This is a genomic window from Streptomyces sp. NPDC111507 (assembly GCF_055638955.1).
Genome location: NZ_JBVKBU010000021.1, coordinates 24,407 through 44,744, shown reverse-complemented (window position 1 = coordinate 44,744; position 20,338 = coordinate 24,407). Strand labels below are relative to the sequence as shown.

The following is a 20,338-nucleotide window of genomic DNA, read 5'->3' as shown; positions in this document are numbered from 1 at the left end:
TCGTCACCTCGCGCGCAGTGGCGGGGCGACGGCTGGGGCGAATGCGGATCTGGCGGTTCATGGCGGCCTCCTCGGACTCGTACAACCAGCTTCCACGCCACCGCGCTCACGCGCGTCGTGCTCACGGGTCACCCGCACCTCCCCCCTGAGGGGCGGACGCGCGACCCGGTCGTACTACCAAGGAGGGATGCCGACCCTGGGGCACGGTCCGGCGCGATGCCGTGCTCTCCGGGCTTATCCCCATTCCGCCTTCGCGTACTCCGTCGCCGTGCCACCGGCGAAGTCGCGTCCGGTGAGGTGGACGCCTCCGAGGTGGCCGCGAGGTACGCCGGGCGCCGCCATCCGAGTGAAGGCGGGCTCCCGTGCGCCCCGGGTGAACCTCGTCCGTGCGCCCCACGTGAACGTCGTCGAGGGTTAACCCTCGATTGCCTCCGGTCTGCATGACATGTCTAAGTCAAGCTGCCATTCTTCTTCCTCACCTGCCGGACAGGCCTCACACGGTCTGCGCAGGGGCCCCGCACTGCTCAGCTCGTCCCGGTCAGCACATCCCGTCTGCCCGGGTCTGTCACCGGCCGTCGACGCGCGGCCGCAGCAGTAGGAGTACGAGTGAGACGAATCCCCCGTCAGGCGGTCGCGGCCGGAGCGCTGGCGGCCACCGCCGCGTTCCTGGCCGTCGGCATACAGACGGTCCCCGCGGCCGCCAAGCCTGCCGCCCCCCACCCCAGTCCGCTGCGCACCGGAGGCCTGGAGGCCAAGCTCACCCCTGCCCAGCACTCGGCACTGCTGAAGAGCGCGGCACAGAAGACCACGGCGACCGCCGGCACCCTGGGCCTCGGGGCCAAGGAGAAGCTGGTCGTCAAGGACGTCGTCAAGGACCAGGACGGCACGCTCCACACCCGCTACGAGCGCACCTACGCCGGCCTGCCGGTGCTGGGCGGCGACGTGATCGTCCACACCCCGCCGGCCTCCCTCGCCGCCGGCACGGTGAGCAGCACCTTCAACAACAAGCGGATCATCAAGGTCGCCTCCACCACCGCGACCTTCACCAAGTCCGCCGCCGCGAGCAAGGCGCTGAAGGCCGCCAAGTCCCTGGCCGCCGAGAAGCCCACCACCGACAGTGCCCGCAAGGTGATCTGGGCCGGCAGCGGCACCCCGAAGCTTGCCTGGGAGACCGTGATCGGCGGTCTCCAGGACGACGGCACCCCGAGCCAGCTGCACGTCGTCACCGACGCCACCACCGGCCAGGAGCTCTACCGCTACCAGGGCATCAAGACCGGCACGGGCAACACCCAGTACAGCGGCACGGTCACGCTGAACACCACGCTGTCCGGATCGACGTACCAGCTGTACGACACCACGCGCGGCGGCCACAAGACGTACAGCCTCAACAACGGCACGTCGGGCACGGGCACGCTGATGACCGACTCCGACGACACGTGGGGCACCGGAGCCGGCTCGAACACCCAGACCGCCGGCGCGGACGCCGCCTACGGCGCCCAGGAGACCTGGGACTTCTACAAGAACACCTTCGGCCGCAGCGGCATCAAGAACGACGGGGTCGCGGCCTACTCGCGCGTCCACTACAGCTCGGCGTACGTCAACGCCTTCTGGGACGACAGCTGCTTCTGCATGACCTACGGCGACGGCTCGGGCGGCACCCACGCGCTCACCTCGCTCGACGTGGCCGGGCACGAGATGAGCCACGGTGTCACCTCCAACACGGCGGGCCTGGACTACAGCGGTGAGTCCGGCGGCCTCAACGAGGCGACCTCCGACATCTTCGGCACCGGCGTGGAGTTCTACGCCAACAACTCCAGTGACGTCGGCGACTACCTCATCGGCGAGAAGATCGACATCAACGGCGACGGCACGCCGCTGCGTTACATGGACAAGCCGAGCAAGGACGGCGGCTCCGCGGACAGTTGGTACTCCGGCGTCGGCAACCTGGACGTCCACTACTCCTCGGGCCCGGCGAACCACATGTTCTACCTGCTCTCCGAGGGCAGCGGCACCAAGGTCATCAACGGCGTCACGTACAACAGCACGACCTCCGACGGAGTCGCCGTCGCGGGCATCGGCCGGGCCGCGGCCCTGCAGATCTGGTACAAGGCGCTGACGTCGTACATGACGTCCAGCACCAACTACGCGGGCGCCCGCACCGCCGCCCTGAACGCGGCCACCGCCCTCTACGGCGCCAGCTCCACCCAGTACGCGGGGGTGGCGAACGCCTTCGCGGGCATCAACGTCGGCAGCCATGTCACGCCGCCGTCGAGCGGGGTGACCGTCACCAACCCGGGCAGCCAGGCCTCCACCGTCGGCACCGCGGTGAGCCTGCAGGTCTCGGCCAGCAGCACCAACACCGGCTCGCTGAGCTACGCCGCGACCGGGCTGCCCACCGGCCTGTCGATCAACAGCTCCACAGGAGCGATCACCGGGACACCGACCACCGCCGGAACGTACAGCACCACGGTCACCGTCACGGACAGCACCGGAGCCACCGGAACGGCGTCCTTCACCTGGACCGTCAGCTCCTCCGGCGGCGGCACCTGCACCTCGACCCAGTTGCTCGGCAACCCGGGCTTCGAGTCGGGCAACACCACCTGGACCGCGACCAGCGGCGTCATCACCAACTCCAGCAGCCAGGCGGCGCACGCCGGTTCGTACAAGGCGTGGCTGGACGGCTACGGCTCGACGCACACCGACACGCTCTCCCAGTCGGTGACGATCCCGTCCGGCTGCAAGGCCAGTTTCACCTTCTACCTGCACATCGACAGCGCGGAGACGACCACGAGCACCGCGTACGACAAGCTGACGGTCACCGCGGGCACCACCACGCTGGCGACGTACTCCAACCTCAACAAGGCCACGGGGTACACACAGAAGACCTTCGACCTGTCCTCGTTCGCCGGTACCACCGTCGCCCTGAAGTTCAGCGGGGTCGAGGACTCCTCGCTCCAGACCAGCTTCGTCGTCGACGACACCGCCGTCACGACTAGCTGATCGATCCGGTCGGCACCGTCTGACGCCTCCCCGGCAACAGCCGCGACGTGGGTCACCCGCCAGGGTGGCCCACGTCGCGTCGGTGTGTCGTCGTTCGGTGTGTCGTCGTTCCCGTGATCTCCGTCGTTCCCGTGAAGTCGTCGTTCCCGCGCCGGATCAGGCGAGAGCGAGGAAGAGCTTCTCGAGTTCGGCCTCGGACATCGGGGGCGTCTCGTCGTCGGCCGCGGCCATGCACTGGCGCATCCCACTGGCGACAATCTTGAATCCGGCGCGGTCGAGGGCGCGGGAGACGGCGGCGAGTTGGGTGACCACGTCCTTGCAGTCGCGGCCGGCCTCGATCATGGCGATGACGCCGGCGAGCTGCCCCTGGGCGCGGCGCAGGCGGTTGAGGATCGCGGTACTGGCTTCCTCGTCGACGGACATGGCCATGGGGTGGGTCCTCCTCGGAGTGGTGCTGTTCAGTTTACCCCCTGGGGTATCAATGGGGCGGCCGTCCGATCACCTTCACCAGCCGGCCCGGCCGGTCCGATGACCTTCTTTATCCCGGGACCGTCAACCGGTCGGCTCGCCCGGGCGGCCGCTGGGGAGAGGTCGCCGAGGGGGTGAGAGAGCCGAGCCCGGCGGCGAGAACGAGCCAGGCGGCCGCGACGACTTTCGGGGTGGCGGTGGCCCCTCGCGGCGGCCCGGCCCGTTCCCGGGCCCTCACCGTGGTCCGAGGCCGGCCCTCGGGTGCCCGTCCGCGGTCGAGGAATTTGGCCCGATCGACCCCCGCGCCGCTGAGGCGGATGTGATTTCGGCCCCCTTTTGATGCGGCCCCGCTCATGGCGTGACGTTTCCGCAGACGTGAGGTGCCGCAACTGCATGCATGAAATGTGTAGCACGGTATGGGGTGCGCCGGAACGCAGTCCTCCGTTTTCCATGCGGATGAGTGGTCCGTATTCCCTCTGGTTTGTTGGTGTGTTGACTCGGAAAAGAACCTTCGCGACGGGTGGGGATAGGCCGTGCGAATATTCCGATTCGCACCAGGGAATCAAGCTCGGGGCCATGAATCACAGGGAATTGCTAGACCACTTAGATGAGGGCGGAATCGTCGACCGAGGGATTGATCGAGCGAGCCGCGAATCCCAGGAAGAGGTGCGGCGTGAGTTCTCCTGGGATGTGATCGCCAGTCACCGGGAGCGACTCATGAGGCTGGTCCGCCGCCGGCTGCCGAATGCCCAGGACGCGGAGGACTGCGTTCAGGAAGCGATGCTCAGAGCGGCGGCCCACGGCAATCTCGACCAGGACCGGATCGGTCCCTTTCTGACCTCGGTCGCCCTGCGTCTTTGTGTGGACCACTACCGCGAACTGGAGCGGAGACGGCGTCTGTTGCGCCGCGCGGCGGACGTGGGCGGACCCGAGCTGCCGGACGAAGGTGTGTGCGACCAGGACTTCGGACGCTGGCTGCTCGGCCAGGTGCACCTGCTGCGGGGCCGGGAGCGACAGGTGGTCCTCGCCCGCGCCCATGGGATCTCCACGCTGGAATTCGCCCGCATGCACCAGATCTCGGTCAAGGCGGCCGAAGGCGCGTTCACCCGGGGGCGGGCTCGGCTGAGGCTGGTCTGCGCCAGGGCCCTCGACGGCGCCGCGGCATAACGGATTTCCGCCTTCCTCCCGCGTCCGGCGAAAGCCGGGAGCGGGGACGAAAACGGCTCCCGAATTCCGGGAGTGCGGATGAGATGGAAAGGGTAGTGACCGTGAGCAAGAATAACACCCAGGACACCATCAAGGATTTCATCGGCGATATCGCCGACAGCACCAAGAAGGCATTCGATGAAATCCTCGACCGGAAAGGCGATGATTCGCATTCCATGGACTGGCTCACCCCGGGGAATCCGTATCAGGCGCTGAACGGGCTCCCCGGCGATGTGCTGCGGACGGTCAGCGCGCTGTCCGCCCTCGGCGGCGTGGCCAACCCCGTGGCCGCACTCGCCAACGCGGCCAACGCCGCGGCCGGCCTCGGCGCCGCCAACCCGCTCGCCGCTCTCGCGGGCGCGGCCCCCAACCCGCTCGCCGCACTGGGCGGTGGGGCGCCCAATCCACTCGCGGCCCTGACGGGCGGCGGAGCGAACCCGCTCGGCGCCCTCGGCGGTGCCAATCCGCTGGGCGCACTCGGACAGGTCGCCGGCGGGGCGGCCTCGGCCGCCTCGGGCGCGGCCGACATGGCGGAGGGCCTGGCCGCGCTGCCCCGGCAGATCGCCCAGCTCTCCGAGCTCGTCTCCTCCCTGGTGAACGTGCTGGAGGGCGTCCAGGGGGTGGCCGGCGCCATGGCGGGCGCCGGGCGGGCACCGGCGGCGAGGAAGAGCGGCTGATCCGCCGCTGATCCGGGGCTCACCGGGCGCGTACCGCCTCACCTCGGGTGAGTGATCGCGCCGCATGACCCACGTGCGTGGGCGATCGCACGGATGACCGACAGAACTCGTCAGGCACAGGAGGTTGTGACACATGGGTGCCATGCTCGGCAGTCGGCTCCGGCTGGTTGTGAAGGTGCTGGGAAGCCTCGTCGCCGACGAGGTCGGCCAGGTGACGCGGGAGCGCCGGCGGTCCCGGCAGAACCCGAACTCCCCGGCGGAAGGCGAGACCTCCGCCGGGGACGGGACCACCTCCGTGGACGGGGCACGCCGTGCGAAGGCGGTGCGGCACGCCCTGGAGAGCCTCGGCCCGTTCTATGTGAAGCTCGGCCAGATCCTCTCCACCCGGCCCGACATGGTGCCCGCCTCCATGATCGGCGAACTGCAGAACCTCCACGACCAGGTCGACGTCCAGCCCTTCGCCCTCTTCGAGCCCGTGCTCCAGGAGGAGCTGGGACTGGACTGGAAGCGCCGCTTCGACGACATCGAGACGGTCCGCCCGCTCGGGGCGGCCTCACTGGCCCAGGTCTACCGGGTGACCCTGCCCGGGGGCCGGCCCGCCGTGGTGAAGATCCAGCGGCCCGGGATCCGGGACACCGTCCGCGCGGACATGGCCCTGATGCGCAAGGCGTCCCGGATCGTCGCCCGTACCGCACCCCGCTTCAACGAGGTCATCGACGTCGAGGCGATGCTCGGCTCCATCTTCGACGCGATGGAACCCGAGCTGGACTTCACCGGCGAGGCCCGCAACATGGACGAGGCCCGCAAAAACATCCGCCGCTACCCGTCGCTGTCCGTGCCCCGGGTCGTCCACGCCACCCCCAAGGTGCTGATCCAGTCACTGGCACCCGGCACCTCCGTACGCCATCTCGACCGCCGCTCGTTCAGCGACCGGGAGCGCACGGACATCGGCAAGGACCTGCTGCGCTTCATGTACCGCGGGTACTTCGTCGACCGGATGTTCCACGCCGACCCGCACGCGGGCAACGTCTTCGCGCTGCCCGGCGGCCCGGCCACCCTCATCGACTGGGGCATGGTCGGCCGCCTCGACCGGCGCACCAGCCTCCAGCTGCTGCCCCTGCTCATGGCCATCGCGCAGAACGACGGCCACGGTCTCGCCCACGCGTGGGCCGACATGGGCCGGGTCACCGCCTGGTCCAACCTGCCCGCGTTCGCCGCCGACATGGCCGCGCTGGTCCCCAAGGTCGCCACCGCCTCCCTGGAGGACATCAACTTCGGGGTGTCCCTGACCACCGTCCTGGAGAAGGCGACCCGGCGGGGCATCGGCTCGGCGCCCGCCATCTCCCTGCTCGGCAAGTCCTTCGCGAACCTGGAGGGTTCGGTGCGCTGTCTCGCGCCGGACATCGCCCTCGCGGAGGTCTTCAAGGCGGAGGCGCGCGGGATCATCCTGGCCCTGATCCGCGAGTACTTCTCCGTGGACCAGGTCGCCCGCAACACGATGGACCTCCTCTCGGCCGCCGCGTCCGCCCCCGAACAGTGGCGCGGGCTGCTCTCCGACGCGGCCAACCGCCAGTTCGCGCTCCAGCTCCACGAGCCGCACACGCCCTCGTCCATGGGCGGGCAGCGGCCCTGGTCACCCTCGCGCGGGCTCATGGCGCTGGGCGCCGCGGCCCTGTTCCTCGACCGCCGCCGCACGCCCCGCTGACCAACTCCGCCATCCGATCCACCCTCAGCGACCCGCCCCATCCACCGCCCAAGTCAACGGCACGCACAAAGGAATCACCCATGCCCATGCAGCAACACGACGCTCAGCGCGAAGCGGCTCCCGGCGCCCTGGACGGGGTCTCGGAGACGGCCCTGTGGACCGTCCGCATGCGGGCCCATGAATCCGCGCGGGCGGACGCCCTCTTCGACGACCGGCTCGCGGGCGAGTTCCTGAACGCCGCCGGGGCGGCCGGCGCCCCGCCGGGAGCCGGCGTCCTGCAGAAGGTGCTGCCCGACTGGCTGGCCGTCCGCACCCGCTTCTTCGACGACCACCTGCTCGCCACGACCCGGGAGGGACGCGCGCAGGTCGTCCTGCTGGGAGCCGGGCTCGACACCCGTGCCTTCCGGCTCGACTGGCCCGCCGGAACCCATGTCTTCGAGGTCGACCTGCCGGCCGTACACACCTTCAAGACACGGGTCGTCGACGGACGTACGCCGGACACCGCCCGACGCACCACGGTCGCCGCCGACCTGCTGGGCGACTGGCGCGGCGCCCTGCTCGCCGCCGGGTTCGACCCCGGCCGGCCCACCGCCTGGCTGTGCGAGGGGCTGCTCTTCTACCTGGCACCGGAGGCGGTGGAACGTCTGATCGGCACGGTGAGCGCGCTCTCCGCACCGGGCAGCAGCCTCGGCGCCGAGTGCCTCAACGCCGACACCGCCGACTCGCCCTTCGTGAAGCCCTGGCTGGAGGCCCTGTCAGGCTCGGGGACACCGTGGGTGTGGCACCTCGCCGACGCGGAGCGCTGGTGGGGCGGCTACGGCTGGCAGGCGCGCGTCGCGGACCTGCTGGCCCTGCCCTACGCCGTCGAGCGGTTCGCCCCGCATCTGGCCGCGTTCTCGGGGGTCGAGAAGGACAGCATGATCCTGGTCACCGCGACGACTCCGGACTGCGGGACGAGCCCGGTCGGCGGGCGGTGACCGTGGACGGCCACAATCTCTGCCAGACCCCCACCACCTACCGGCTGCTGCGCCTCGAATACCTGCTCGGGCTCCTGGTGGCCGCGGGATTCTTCCTCGCACACCTGGCCGAGGTGCGCTGGTGGGTCGCCGTCGTCCTGTTCGTCTACGTCGACGTCATCGGCTATCTGCCGGGCGCGCTCGCCTACCACCGCAGTCCCGACCAGCAGGTCTCCCGCGTCTACTACGTGCTCTACAACACCATGCACAGCCTGAGCGTGCAGGGCGCGGTCCTCGGTGCCTGGGTCCTGGCGTACGGCTGGGAGTGGGCGCTGCTGGTCCTGCCCATCCATCTCTTCGGGGACCGGGCGCTGTTCGGCAACTTCGCCAAGTCGTTCACCGTGTCCTTCGAGCCGGTTCCGCACCCGGCCGTCCAGGGCCCGCTGCGGGACTTCGCCACCGTCCCCTGGCACGAGGCGGCGGTGCGGTGAGCGCCGCACAGGCGCCGGCCGACACGGAGGCGTACGAGATGCTGCGCCGGTACGGCAGCCACAGCAGCGCCTTCCTCGCGATGAACAGCGGGAACCGCCGATTCCACACGGACGGTGTCGACGGCTTCGTCCCGTACCGGGAGGCCGGCCGCCGACACCTGTTCCAACTGGGCGGGCCCGTATGCGCGGTGGAGGACCGGCCGAGCCTGCTGACCGCGCTGCTCGCACGGGCCGGCGGTGAGCGACGCCGGGTCGCCGCCGTCCAACTCTCCCGCCCGCAGGCCGAACTGCACGCCGGACACGGCTTCGTCGTCAACCAGTTCGGCGCCTCCTTCAGCATCGCGCTCGACGGGTACAGCCTCGCCGGACAGCGCATGGTCAAGGTGCGCAACATGGTCAACCGGGCCCGCAGAGAAGGGGTTTCGGTCGCCGAGGTGCCCACCGAGGAACGGGACGGCGCGAAGGTCACCGCGGCCCTCGACGCCGTGGACGCCGCCTGGCTGCGCGCCAAGGGCCGGCACGTCAAGGAACTCGAGTTCCTGATCGGCGAACGCGGCGGCCCCGGCGCACCGCACCGGCGCCTGTTCACCGCCGTCCACGAGGGACGGACGGTCGGCTACGTGTCGTACTCACCGGTCTTCGGTGAACACGCCGGCTGGCTGTACGACCTCACACGGCGGCTCCCGGACGCACCGCCCGGCACGGTGGAGCTACTGTTCGCCACCGCCCTGCGCCGGTTCCAGGACGAGGGCTGCGGCTGGCTGCACCTCGGCTTCACCCCGTTCGTCCAGCTCGCCCCGGACACGGCCGCGCCCGGCCCGACCAGCGCCTTCCTGCACCGCTGCGTGGAGGTGCTGGCCGCCAAGGGACGCGCCGTCTATCCGGCGGCCGCCCAGGAGTCCTTCAAGCTCAAATGGCGCCCACAGCTGATCGAACCGGAGTACCTGGCCTTCCAGGGTCGGGTGAGCCCCGGCGCCGTCTGGCAGCTGATGCGCCTCACCAAGTCGGTCTGACCCGCTCCAGGGTCCCGGCCGTCCTCATGACTCAGAAAGGCTGAAATGACCACATCCGTCGAGAAGTTCCCGGTGGAGGCCGATCGCCACCGCGCCCCGGGTCTTCTGGAAGGCGCGCTGCGCACCGAACTGACACCGGAGGGCTGCGACCTCGGCTACTGGTTCCGGGCCGTACCGGAAGGCACCCTCGGGGGCGATCCCCTGGGCCGTTCCCCGGACGTGCCGGTGCCGGACCACATGATGGTGGACGGGCCGCTGCGCCAGGCCGTCATGCAGGAGCTCGCCTTCCGCTCGATGGCGGAGGAGAAGGCGGCCCGCGCCATCTCCTTCCTCGTCGCGTACGCCCCCGACCTCGCCGGGATGGATTTCTACACCTCCCAGCTGATGGACGAGGCCCGTCACGCCTACGCCTTCCGCGGTCATCTGCTCGAACTAGGCGTACCACAGGGCGAGTTGGAAGCGACCATGGAGTCGCTCGCCGGGGTCGACCGGGACGCCGTCCTGAATCCCCTGGAGGAGTTCGGGCTCGCCGTCATGGAGAAGGAACGCGACTACATCGGTGGCGTGATCACCCTCACCGTCCTGGTGGAGGGGGTCCTCGCGCCCACGGCCGAGCTGAGCGAGCGCAAATGGCGGCCCTTCGACGCGCCCGCCGCCGAGATCGAACGCGCCGCGGGCATCGACGAGATCCGGCATCTGTCCGTGGGTACCACGATCGTCCGCCGCCATGTCCGGCAACACCCCGAGGACCTGGAGCGGATCGGCGAACTCGTCGCGCGCGGGATGCGGTTGTGGTCCGAACTCCCGGTGCAGCAGATGACCTTCCGCCGCGAACAGCTCTACCAGCAGGGACTGGACCAGCACCGCGACCTCGCCGGCGACTACGAGCTGTGGCCGGGCCGCCGACTGGTCGACACCACCGCCGAGGAACGGATGCTCGCCGCCGCGGAATGGTCACGCGTCACCCAGGAAGCGCGCCTCACCGACATGGGCCTGACCCCGTGAACAGTCCGCGCACACCCGCCCGCGTCGCGGGCGTCCCACAACGGAAGGGTCGGTGGCACACCGATGACCGACAGCCCGGCAGTCAACTCCTCACCGTATGAACCGGCCGCGCAGGACGAGGACTTCCGCGAACTGACCCGGCGCGTCCAGGCCGCCGGGCTCATGCGGCCCCGCACGGGCCAGTACGTGACCGGGATCGCGGTGGTCTGGCTGATGAACGCTCTCGGGTGGGCCGCGCTGGTCTTCTCCGGCGGCACCTGGTGGAAGGTGGTCCTGGCCGCGGTCTGGCTCGCCGTCTGGCACGAGCAGCTCGCCTTCCTCGTGCACGACGCGGGACACCGCCAGATCACCCGGTCCCGCAGGTTCATCCAGGCCCTCGGCCTGGTCCACGGCAATCTGATGCTCGGGGTCTGCTTCGGCTGGTGGGTGCAGCACCACAACCGGCACCACAACCACCCCAACCACCTGGAGCTCGACCCCGACATCCTGCGGCGCGTGGCCATCTTCGCGCCCGAACAGGCCCAGGACCGCAAGGGATTCGCCCGCTTCCTCGCCGCCAACCAGCGCTATCTGTTCTTCCCGCTGCTGGGCCTCGAAGCCCTGGTGCTGCGAATCGCCGGCGTCATCGCCCTGCGCCGCCGGGCACTGCGCAAGCCCCTCCTGGAGGGCGGCCTGATGGTGCTGCACGTGGTGCTGTTCTTCGGCGCGCTGTTCGTGCTCCTGCCCTGGCCGTCCGTCCTGCTCTTCCTCGCCGTCCACCAGGTCCTCCTCGGCTATCTGCTCGGCCTCGCCTTCGCCGTCAACCACAAGGGCCTGCCCACCCGCGTGGGCAAGGAGTGGAGCTGGCTGGAGCGTCAGGTCCTCACCTCGCGCACCCTGCCCACCGGCTACATCGGCGACTTCTTCTACGGCGGCCTCAACTACCAGATCGAGCATCACCTCTTCCCCGGCATGCCCAGGGCGGCGCTGCGCCGCGCCTATCCGCTCGTCAAGCAGTTCTGCGTCGAGCGGGAGATCCCGTACGTAGAGACGGGCGTCCTGGAGTCGTACCGCGACCTCGCCGAGCATCTCGGCTCCGCGAGCGAAGTTCTCCGTGGCACCACGGCCACGGCCTGAAGGAAAGGAACCGGACACAGTGACGTTCTCAGTAAGGGCGAAAGCGAAGATGTCTCCGCTGTCCCGCCTCGGCAGGAGGCCGGTGCTGGCCGCCGCCCTCCTCGCGGGCACGGCCCTGGCCGCGCCCGCCGCCCAGGCCGAACCGGCCGCGGTGCGGGCCGCACCGGTCCCCGACCTCGTGTGCCGCCTCGACGCCGAGGTGAACTTCAGCCCGCCGCTCAGTGTGCGGGTCAAGGAGGCCGAGGTGACCGGGCACATCGGTTACCTCGACTGCCGCTCGCCCAGCGGAGCGGCGCCGGAGCTGACCGACATCGTCTTCGGTGTCGACGGCACCGGAAGATTCGGTGTGCTCCCGCCGACCTTCTCGGTGGAGGGCAACGGCGTGGGCACCTGGAACACGGGTGAGGTCGGCAGCCTCTACTTCAAGGGAGATCTCAAGCAGGGCAGCCCCGTGCCGGAGCGCACCGTGACGAGCGGCCCGCTCGCCGGCGACGGGATCAACGGGCTGCAGATCCCCACCCCCCGGTTCGACAAGATCACCCCGGACGGGGTCGCGGGCTTCGACGTCATCGGCCAGGTCTGCTTCTGGCCCGGTGAGAAGGGCCGCTGCACGGCGTTCTGAGCCGACCACGCGAAGGAGGGGGGTGGTGCGGGCCGACCGGCCCCCCACCACCCCCTTCCTTTCGTGCTCCGCGTCGGCGTACGGGCGCTTCGTCGCCGTACGGAACTCAGTCGGCCAGCGCCTTGAGCGTCTCCCGCACCACGATCGGGTCGTACGGCATGGCCAGGTGGGTGGTCCGGTTCTGCGGGGCGAGGAGCTGAAGGCAGGTGTTGGTGACCGGGTGTTCCGGCCGGGCGGGCTTCAGCTGCTGGGCCTCGGGAGGCTGGACCAGCTCGTCCCGGGTCGACCAGATGACGGTGTAGTCGACCCCGTCCACCGTGTCGCCCGGAGCCACCAGCTCACCCACGAACTCCGAGTCGTGCAGGAGCTGGGTGAAGGCCGGGCTGATCCGGAACAACACCTTGTCCTCCACGACCGCCTGTACGCCCGGGACCTGGCGGACCAGCTTCGTCAGGCCCGCCACCTCGACCCCGTGGTTGCTGGGCGCGATCCCGACGACACGGCGCACCTTCCCGGACCCGCCGAGGTACTTGAGGTAGTAGTGCGGGAGCATCCCGCCCTGCGAGTGGCCCACGAGGTCCACCTTCGACGCCTTGGTGTCCACCAGCACCCGGTCCACGAAGTCCGCGAGTTCCTGGGAGGACTTCCGCATGTCGCCGAGACCGTACAGGCGGGGGAGCGTGCGCAGTTCCCCGTAGTTGAGGCGGAAGATGCGGTGCCCGGCCGTCCTGAGAGCGGGCGCCAGCTTCCGCCAGACGGACTCCCGGTCGCCGAGCGTGCCGTGCACGAGGACCACCGGGTGAGGACGCTCCGGCGTCGGGGGCAGACCCCAGTCGTCCGTCTCGGGGTCGCCGTCGAGTCCGGCGACCAGCCGGTGCGCGGTGGACTGGGCGTTGCCGGCCAGCCGCTCGGGTGTCCTGAGCAGTTCGGTCGCGGCGCTCTCGGAGTTCACGCCGGGAATGCGGGGCAGGGACATGGGGCCTCCTTGGCCTCGGTTGTGTGTACGGAGTGGTCGTGGATACGACGGAGGCCCGGCCGGGGCGAACCCCGGCCGGGCCTCCGTCCTGACTTCTGGTGGGCTCAGTCGGTGGTCGCCGCGGGCAGTGCGTGGAACGCCCGGTCGTGCCAGAGCAGCGGCCGTCCGCCGTTCACCTCCACCGCCATCACCCGTCCGACGACGGCGTGGTGATCCCCGTACGGTCGTACGTCCTCGACCAGGCACACCGACCACGCGAGCGCGTCGGCGAGCACCGGCAGGCCGAGCACCTGACGCACCGGGCTGCCCTCGAACCGCCTGGCGGGCGGCACGGAAGAGTCGGCGAAGAGTTCCGCGACCGATCGCTGATGATCCGTCAAGAGACTTACGGCGAAGGCACCTTGTTGCCCCAGGGCGGTCAGGGTGCGGGAGGTGCCGCGCAGGCACGCGAGGACCAGCGGCGGGCGCGCCGACAGGGACGTGAGCGCGGAGACCGTCATCCCGGTCGGCAGGCCCGTCGCGTCCAGCGCCGTGACGACCGTGACGCCGGCCGTCAGCTTGGCGTACAGGCCGAGACAGCGGACCGTGTCGGGGCCTGGCTCCTCCCGCAGGGTGTCCCAGCCCGCGGCGGACAGGCCGTCGGGACGGGACCGCCGGGGCACGAGGGTGAGGTCAGCCATGCGCGGGGGCGACACTGTCGGCGAGTTGGGCCGGGACGGGCGTGACCCTGCCGAGCAGCCCGCGCAGGATGCGCTCGATATTGCTGCGCAGCGTCGAGTCGGCGACCGGGTCGAGGAGCTCCGCCAGTGTGGGGATCCCCAGGTCGAAGACGGCGTCGAAGGTCACCGCCGTACCGTCCTCGCCTGACGTGCACCGCCAGGTGCCCTCGAACAGCTCGAAGTCGCCCGTGAGCTGGGTGAAACCGATGGTCCGCGTCTTCGGGAAGAACGCGTCCCGTTCCGACCAGCGCATCAGACCGTTCCTGAAGCGCACGGTCCAGTCCGACACCACCGTGCCGTCGTCATGGGGTGGATGGACCACGACCTCGCGGACGGTCTCGGTGACTTCGGGATACCGGCGGAAATCACGGATCCGCTGGTAGGCGGTCTCGGGGTCGACGTCGTGGGCGGTCAGCCGTACGGTCACGTGACGCATGGGAGGTGTTGCCTTTCCACGGTAGGGACGGGTCGGCGGTAGCGGACGGGTCAGCCGATGTGGGTCGCGACGACGCGCAGCGCCTCGGTCAGGGCGGTGAGGAACAGCCGTACCTCCTCCTCGCCGACGATCGCGGGCGGTGTCAGCCGCAGCACGCGGGTGGCGTTGAGGGAGTGGTTCACGAGGACGCCGCGCCCGACCAGCTCGAGGATCAGTTCACCCACGGCCTGCTCCTCGGTGAACTCCAGGCCGATCAGCAGCCCCCGCCCGCGGACCTCGCGCACCAGGCCGCCGGTGTACGGGGCACAGGCGGACCGGACGCCCGCGAGCAGCCGCTCGCCCAGCGCCTTGGCACGCGGGACGACGCCCTCCCGGTCCAGGGCCTCGACCGCGGCGAGTGCGGCGGCGCAGGCGATCGGGGAGGCCGCGAAGGTGGAGGTGTGCAGATAGGGGTCGCGGGAGAACGGCCCGTAGGCCGCCGCGGTCGCGACCATCGCCGCGACGGGCACGACACCGCCGCTGAGTCCCTTGCCGACGAGCAGTACATCGGGCTGTGGGGGCGGGCCGTGCTCGGCGTCGGCGTCCATGCCCCACCACGAACCCAGCCGGCCCAGTCCCGTCTGGATCTCGTCGACGATCAGGAAGGCCCCGTAGGTCCGGCACAGCCGGCTCACCTCCGCCAGATGGCCCGGCGGTGGAATGCGTACGCCGCCCTCGCCCTGCACCGGCTCGACGATCACGCAGGCCCGGCGGCCGAGCCCGGCGAGCGTGGCTTCCAGCGCGGCCGTGTCCCCGTAGGGGATCGCCGTGCTGTCCGGCAGCAGCGGCTGGAAGGGCTGCTGGTACTTCGGGTTGGCGGTGGCGGTCAGCGCGCCCAGGGTCTTGCCGTGGTAACCGCCGACGGTGGAGACGAGGGCGGTGTGGCCGTGTGCCCGGGCCAGTTTCAGACCGGCCTCGGTGGCCTCCGCGCCGGAGTTCACGAAGTGGACGTGGTCGAGGCCCGGTGGGGTCCGTGCGGCCAGTGCCTCGGCGGCGAGGGCCGCGACGGGCTCCAGGAAGACCCGCCCGGCCAGCGGATGGGTGTCCACCTGGCGGTGCACGGCCGCGGTCACGTGGGGGTGTCGGTGACCGAGGATGAAGACCCCGTAACCGCCGAAGTCGAGGTAGCGGCGGCCGTCCTCGGTGAACACCCACGCGCCGTCGGACGCCGTCTCCAGCATGCCGCCGAGGACCGTGCCGAGGACGGAGCGGCCGGAGGAGAGGTGCTCGCGGTAGAGCCGGGCGATGTGCGCACGGTCCGTGGCGGGGTCGGCGGCCGGTGTCATGGATCCGGTGGCCGGTGTCACGGTTCCGGTGGCTGGTCTGACGGCTCCGGTGGCCGGCGTCTCGACGGGGGCGGGGGCAGGGGCCGCGGTCATGAGGCCAGTTCCTGGGCGTGGGTGGCCTGCGAGGGCTGGGACCTCGGCGCCGTGTCCTGCGCGGGCCCCGTACGCAGGCGGCTGCGCATACCGCCGCGCCCGGTGGACCAGGCGGCCAGGTTGCGGACGAGCGCCCGCCGGAGGTCGTCCTTCGAAAGGGCCGTGCCGCAGTGCGGCGACCCGAGGGACGATTCGAAGGGGAGGGCCCGCTGGAAGACCAGCAGCAGTTCCGCGTACGTCTGGAAGCGGCGGCGCAGCGACTCAGGGAACGTGGGGCCCTCGATCAGCGGCAGCAGCAGCCGGTGCACCGACTCCAGCGGGATGAGCCGGGGCGGATGCGGTCGCGGTCCCCACTGATCGGCGAACTCCAGGCAGGTGTCCACCACTTCACGCTGGAGCAGCGCCTCGGCGCCGGCCGTCAGCCAGTACTCGCCGCCCGTGACACCGGCCCTCACCAGGTCACCCACCGCGCGCGCGACGATGTCCTGGGGAACCATGTCGATCCGTGCGTCCGGCGCCCCCGGCAGCACCGGCACCTGCCCCTTCACGATGGCGCCCAGTGCCCGCGTCAGCCCCTGCATCCCGGCGATCCGGCCGGTGACGGAGTCACCCATCACCACCGACGGGCGCATGATCACGCCCGGCACCGGGGCGTCACGCACGACCTGTTCGGCCGCCGTCTTGGAGGCGAGGTACGCGGCGGCACCCGGGAAGCGCTCCTGCTCCTCCGGCGCCAGCGGGTTGGCGACGAAGGCGGTGCTCATGTGGAAGAACGGAGCCTCGGCACGGGCCGCGAGGCCGAGCATCGCGATCGTGCCGCCGAGGTTGGCCCGCCGGATCTGGTCCGGCTCCGCCTTCCAGTTGGTGGCGGCGGCGGAGTGCACCACCAGGTCCACTTCGACGACGAGCCGGGTGAAGTCGGCCCGGGACAGACCGAGTCCGGGTTCCAGCAGATCGGCGCGGACCTCACGGACCCGGTGGTCGTTCACCGGCGTGCGATGGCGAAGGCAGACGATTCCGAAATCCGGCGACAACTCCTCGATCAGGGCTCTGCCGAGTACCCCGGCGCCGCCGGTGAGTAGAATCGTGGGGCGTTTCGCGGACGGTTGCGGGCTGGTCGGAGCGCTGGGCCGGGGTCGGGACGGAGGCATGGCGGTGATCCCCTCGGTCGAGTGAGCGTAGGTCCTGCCGGACGGACGGGCGGGTGTCCGGGCAGGTGCATGTTCGGGTGCTGGGGTTTTGCGCGCGCGGGGCGCCTATGAGCTCGGTTCTTGTTGTTCGGCGGCGACTGCGGGTTGTCTGTGGCTGGTCGCGCCGTTCCTCGCGCCCCCTTCGGGGCGCTCTTGGCGGGGCCGGGGTCAGGCGATGGTCAGCGGCTTGTCGGCGAGGTACGCGGACAGCGGGCCGGTCATCCGTGAGCGCGACGGCGGATGCAGGGCGAGGCCGTTGGCGCAGGCGGCGAGGTATCCGACCTCGTCCGAGGTCATGAAGTTGAGCCCGCCGAGCAGTTCGACGGACCGGGGCACGATCCGGGCCAGGGCGTCCTGCACGGTGTAGCGCGCGTAGAGCGAGTCGGCGAGCGCGGACTCGTCGGGCGCGCCCTCGTCCACCCGGCGGGCGAGGCCCTCGACCGCCGCCGTCGCGCCCTCGATCTCCACCAGCAACCGGACCCGTTCGGCGTCGGGCACCCGGTCGTTGAGCAGCACCCGCTCGACGAGGGCGCTCGCGGCGCCGAGGTAGCTGCCGGTCATCAGCAGCTCGAACCAGACCAGGCCGGCGGTCTGCACCTCGTCGAGGCGGGCCCCGGCCGGCGAGGCCGTGCGCACCAGGAGTTCCTTCGGGACCAGTACGTTGTCCAACGTCACCTGGTCGCTCTCCGCGCCCGCCAGGAAGGTGCTCGACCAGAAGCCGCTGACGCTCAGCCCCTCGCTCTCTGCGGGAACCAGCGCCACGGCCAGTTCCTCTCCCTCACCCTCCTCGCACGGCACCATCACGCTGGCGGTGAGCAGATCCATGGAACGGGCGAGGCTGCACGGCCGTTTCACGCCGGTGATCCGCACGCCTTCGGGCGTCACCGTGGCGGACATGGAGGGCGACAGGATGCCGGTGCCGCTGCGACCCTCGGCGAAGCCGGACGCCATCAGCCGGTTCTCGGACGCGACGCCCTGCACGAGCATCCACTCCAGCCCCTCGCCGGAGTCGCTCAGCCCGACCAGCGTGGCCATCGAGAAGTGGTGCATCGTCGTCGCCACCGCGAGCGAGGGCGAACGACTGCCCAGCGCACGCTGCACCCGCAGGGTCTCCAACGCGGTGGCACCCCGGCCCTGCAAGGCGGTCGGGGCCAGCAGGCCCGGCCCGCCCGCCTCCCGGAACAACCCGATGCCGGGGCTCTTCGGCCCCTCCAGTGTCATCAGCGGTAGGGCCCTCAGACTCTCGTCGAGGCCGGGCAGCAGTTTGGCGAGGGCCGCGCGCTCACGCTCCAGGAATCTCATGTCGTCCCCTGCTCCTTGATCCTCAGGTGTCGCCGGCAGCGTCGTTTCTGTTTACGCGCGAACCGGCGGAACCCCTCGGGGCAAAAAGGATGTTGGAACGCTCGACGGTCAGCGGTTCGGCTGCCGGGCCGAGTCCCGTACGACGACGAGCCGGGTGGGTCTGGCCTGGGTCAGTTCCACCCAGCGGGCGAGCTCCTGCTCGTGCGAACCGCTGCGCGTCGCCCGCGCCACGACGGCCGCCGCCGCGCCGTCGGGGCGGCCCTCGCGGGTCAGAAGACTGAGCGGCCAGGCGGGTTCGGAGGGCTCCTGGCCGTCGAACGGATGCCAGTCCCACGGCGCGTCGAACCGCCAGGCACGCCCCACGGCGTCTGCGACCTCGTCACCCGCCACGAGGCAGGCGTACGGGCGCAGCAGCAGGTCGAGGGCGATCGGGATCCCGTCGTCGGGGGCGATCCCGTAGCCCTGCCACTCCAGGTCGGGATCGTGCGACTGCCCCGTGCGCAGCACCATCACCTGTGTCCCCAGGCGAGGAAGACGTCCTGTCTCCAGCGGTGGATCCATCCGTTCGACGCTCATCACATGCACCACCGTGGGAGGGATGCCGACCTTGCACACCGCGCCGACCTCGAGGTGCCGGGGCGGCGGCTCGGTGCGGAACAGCTCCAAGTCCCAGTCGTACGAGGCCGGATCGCCGGCCAGGGCCACCTGGCCGTTCCACTCGATCCAGTCGCACTCCGGGTCCACCTCCCACCACGGCCACTCGACGACCACTTCCCGTCGGGTGAGACGGCTGACCCGTGCGTCGGTGTACGGGCACGAGACCAACAGGACATCCCCCACACGGTGATCCGCTCCCACAGCCCGCCTCCCGCTTCCCCGGTCGCCACCGCCCGCACGGTACAAGCTCAAGGTCATCGGCGGTCCACCGGGATGCGTGCTCCTCCTCGAACCGGCGTTCACCAGGGCGCAGGGCTGAGGGGGACTTCCCGGTGCGGTCGCGAAGGAGCACTCGCGGGGCGTGGGGCGGGTCGGCGCGCCCGTGCGGCAGGCCGGGACCTGGGCGCGAGGGCCGAGTGCCTCAGGAACGGGGGGGCTTGAAACCCACCGCGCCGTACAGCGGGACGGGCGCCTCGCCCATCTCGTCCTCGTCCAGCGCGAGCTCGGGATGCCACTTCGACACCGACACCACCCCGGGGTCGACGAGGTCGAGTCCCCGGAAGAAGCGGCCGACCTCGGTGTGCGAGCGGGCCACGAGGGTCACGCCGCCCGCCGCGTACGCCGCGATCCCGGTCGCGACCGTCACGGGGTCGTAGTCACCGGTCAGCGCGGACAGGACCAGACAGCTGCCCGGCGCCAGCGCGTCGACCAGGGTGTCCACCAGGTCGTATGCGCCGTCCTCCTCGGCGATGAAGTGCATCAGCGCGATCAGCGACAGCGCGACGGGCCGGTCGAAGTCGAGGACCTTGGCGGCCTGTTCGAGTATCTTCCCCGGTTCCCGCGCGTCGGCCTGGATGTACTCCGTCACACCCTCGGGGGTGCCGCGCAGCAGGGCCTCGGCGTGGGCGAGGACGATCGGGTCGTTGTCCACGTAGACGACCCGCGCGTCCGGGACGGCTGCCTGGGCGATCTGGTGGAGGTTCGGCTCCGTGGGGATGCCGGTGCCGATGTCGAGGAACTGACGGATGCCGGTCTCCCGGACCAGCCAGCGGGTGGCGCGCTGCATGAACCAGCGGTTGCTGCGGGCCGAGCGGGGGGCGCTCGGGTCCGTGGACATGATCCGCCGCCCGAGCTCCTCGTCGACCGGGTAGTTGTCCTTGCCGCCGAGGAACCAGTCGTACATCCGTGCCGGGTGCGGCCTGCTGGTGTCGATCCTCTGGGCGGAAGGCCCGGTCGCGGTCATGCGGCACTCCTCTGCTCACGCTCGCGTTGATGTTCGAGCAGTCTGCCACGGGAGTTGGACCGGGCGGAGGCATTCTCCGAGGCCCCGGCCCACGGGTCCAGCCGCCGCCGCAGGGGTCACCTGGCGAGACGCTCCTTA

At 70.7% G+C, this 20,338-nt stretch carries 19 protein-coding genes; 10 read left to right on the top strand and 9 right to left on the bottom strand.

All coding sequences use genetic code 11. The annotated features are described in order from the left end of the window. Window positions 1–606 precede the first annotated feature (606 nt). Window positions 607–3,000, top strand: coding sequence for a M4 family metallopeptidase (locus ACZ7M2_RS45930; RefSeq protein ID WP_471600352.1), 2,394 nt, complete (start codon window positions 607–609; stop codon window positions 2,998–3,000). A 156-nt stretch (window positions 3,001–3,156) separates the two neighbouring features. On the opposite strand, the gene ACZ7M2_RS45925 is transcribed toward ACZ7M2_RS45930, so the two are convergent. Further along, window positions 3,157–3,423, bottom strand: coding sequence for a metal-sensitive transcriptional regulator (locus ACZ7M2_RS45925; protein ID WP_095857593.1), 267 nt, complete (start codon window positions 3,421–3,423; stop codon window positions 3,157–3,159). Window positions 3,424–4,134: 711 nt separating this feature from the next. On the opposite strand from ACZ7M2_RS45925, the gene ACZ7M2_RS45920 reads away from it, so the two are divergent. From ACZ7M2_RS45920 to ACZ7M2_RS45880, 9 genes are all read left to right on the top strand, one after another. Continuing rightward, window positions 4,135–4,635, top strand: a complete 501-nt coding sequence (locus ACZ7M2_RS45920; RefSeq protein ID WP_403703477.1) for an RNA polymerase sigma factor — start codon at window positions 4,135–4,137, stop codon at window positions 4,633–4,635. A gap of 101 nt (window positions 4,636–4,736) precedes the next feature. Continuing rightward, a complete protein-coding gene (locus ACZ7M2_RS45915) occupies window positions 4,737–5,351 on the top strand; it encodes a hypothetical protein (RefSeq protein WP_352051181.1) in 615 nt (204 codons plus the stop codon). Between the two features lie 133 nt (window positions 5,352–5,484). After that, the gene (locus ACZ7M2_RS45910; RefSeq protein WP_471600351.1) at window positions 5,485–7,056 is read left to right on the top strand and encodes an ABC1 kinase family protein; all 1,572 of its coding nucleotides are present in this window, start codon (window positions 5,485–5,487) and stop codon (window positions 7,054–7,056) included. A gap of 80 nt (window positions 7,057–7,136) precedes the next feature. Next, window positions 7,137–8,033 carry an SAM-dependent methyltransferase gene (locus ACZ7M2_RS45905; protein ID WP_471600350.1) on the top strand — a complete coding sequence of 299 codons (897 nt, stop codon included), beginning with the start codon at window positions 7,137–7,139 and terminating at the stop codon, window positions 8,031–8,033. Window positions 8,034–8,035: 2 nt separating this feature from the next. Further along, window positions 8,036–8,503: a hypothetical protein gene (locus tag ACZ7M2_RS45900; protein ID WP_217567608.1), complete on the top strand. Its 468-nt coding sequence runs from the start codon at window positions 8,036–8,038 to the stop codon at window positions 8,501–8,503. Then, entirely contained in the window at window positions 8,500–9,516 is a 1,017-nt protein-coding gene (locus ACZ7M2_RS45895; protein ID WP_471600349.1) for a phosphatidylglycerol lysyltransferase domain-containing protein, read from the top strand. The genes ACZ7M2_RS45900 and ACZ7M2_RS45895 overlap by 4 nt, the downstream gene beginning before the upstream one ends. Before the next feature lie 45 nt (window positions 9,517–9,561). After that, a complete protein-coding gene (locus ACZ7M2_RS45890) occupies window positions 9,562–10,521 on the top strand; it encodes a ferritin family protein (protein WP_471600348.1) in 960 nt (319 codons plus the stop codon). Between the two features lie 63 nt (window positions 10,522–10,584). Next, on the top strand, window positions 10,585–11,637 hold the full coding sequence (locus ACZ7M2_RS45885; RefSeq protein WP_471600347.1) for a fatty acid desaturase family protein: 1,053 nt from the start codon (window positions 10,585–10,587) through the stop codon (window positions 11,635–11,637). A gap of 49 nt (window positions 11,638–11,686) precedes the next feature. Then, on the top strand, window positions 11,687–12,259 hold the full coding sequence (locus ACZ7M2_RS45880; RefSeq protein WP_471600346.1) for a hypothetical protein: 573 nt from the start codon (window positions 11,687–11,689) through the stop codon (window positions 12,257–12,259). Window positions 12,260–12,365: 106 nt separating this feature from the next. Here ACZ7M2_RS45880 and ACZ7M2_RS45875 read toward each other — a convergent pair whose 3' ends face one another. The 8 genes from ACZ7M2_RS45875 to ACZ7M2_RS45840 form a co-directional block, all read right to left on the bottom strand. Further along, window positions 12,366–13,235, bottom strand: a complete 870-nt coding sequence (locus ACZ7M2_RS45875) for an esterase/lipase family protein (protein WP_471600345.1) — start codon at window positions 13,233–13,235, stop codon at window positions 12,366–12,368. Between the two features lie 104 nt (window positions 13,236–13,339). Then, complete coding sequence (locus ACZ7M2_RS45870; protein ID WP_471600344.1) at window positions 13,340–13,915, bottom strand: flavin reductase family protein; 576 nt, start codon at window positions 13,913–13,915, stop codon at window positions 13,340–13,342. Continuing rightward, window positions 13,908–14,390, bottom strand: coding sequence for a type II toxin-antitoxin system RatA family toxin (locus ACZ7M2_RS45865; RefSeq protein WP_471600343.1), 483 nt, complete (start codon window positions 14,388–14,390; stop codon window positions 13,908–13,910). Before ACZ7M2_RS45865 ends, ACZ7M2_RS45870 begins: the two co-directional genes overlap by 8 nt. 50 nt (window positions 14,391–14,440) lie before the next feature. Then, window positions 14,441–15,715 carry an aspartate aminotransferase family protein gene (locus ACZ7M2_RS45860; protein WP_471600420.1) on the bottom strand — a complete coding sequence of 425 codons (1,275 nt, stop codon included), beginning with the start codon at window positions 15,713–15,715 and terminating at the stop codon, window positions 14,441–14,443. Window positions 15,716–15,804: 89 nt separating this feature from the next. Next, window positions 15,805–16,959 (bottom strand): SDR family oxidoreductase, encoded by a 1,155-nt coding sequence (locus ACZ7M2_RS45855; RefSeq protein WP_471600342.1) that lies wholly within the window; start codon window positions 16,957–16,959, stop codon window positions 15,805–15,807. Window positions 16,960–17,166: 207 nt separating this feature from the next. After that, window positions 17,167–18,300: an acyl-CoA dehydrogenase gene (locus ACZ7M2_RS45850; protein ID WP_471600341.1), complete on the bottom strand. Its 1,134-nt coding sequence runs from the start codon at window positions 18,298–18,300 to the stop codon at window positions 17,167–17,169. A 108-nt stretch (window positions 18,301–18,408) separates the two neighbouring features. Then, window positions 18,409–19,140, bottom strand: a complete 732-nt coding sequence (locus tag ACZ7M2_RS45845) for a hypothetical protein (RefSeq protein WP_471600340.1) — start codon at window positions 19,138–19,140, stop codon at window positions 18,409–18,411. A 238-nt stretch (window positions 19,141–19,378) separates the two neighbouring features. Further along, on the bottom strand, window positions 19,379–20,200 hold the full coding sequence (locus tag ACZ7M2_RS45840) for an SAM-dependent methyltransferase (protein WP_471600339.1): 822 nt from the start codon (window positions 20,198–20,200) through the stop codon (window positions 19,379–19,381). Window positions 20,201–20,338: the final 138 nt, after the last annotated feature.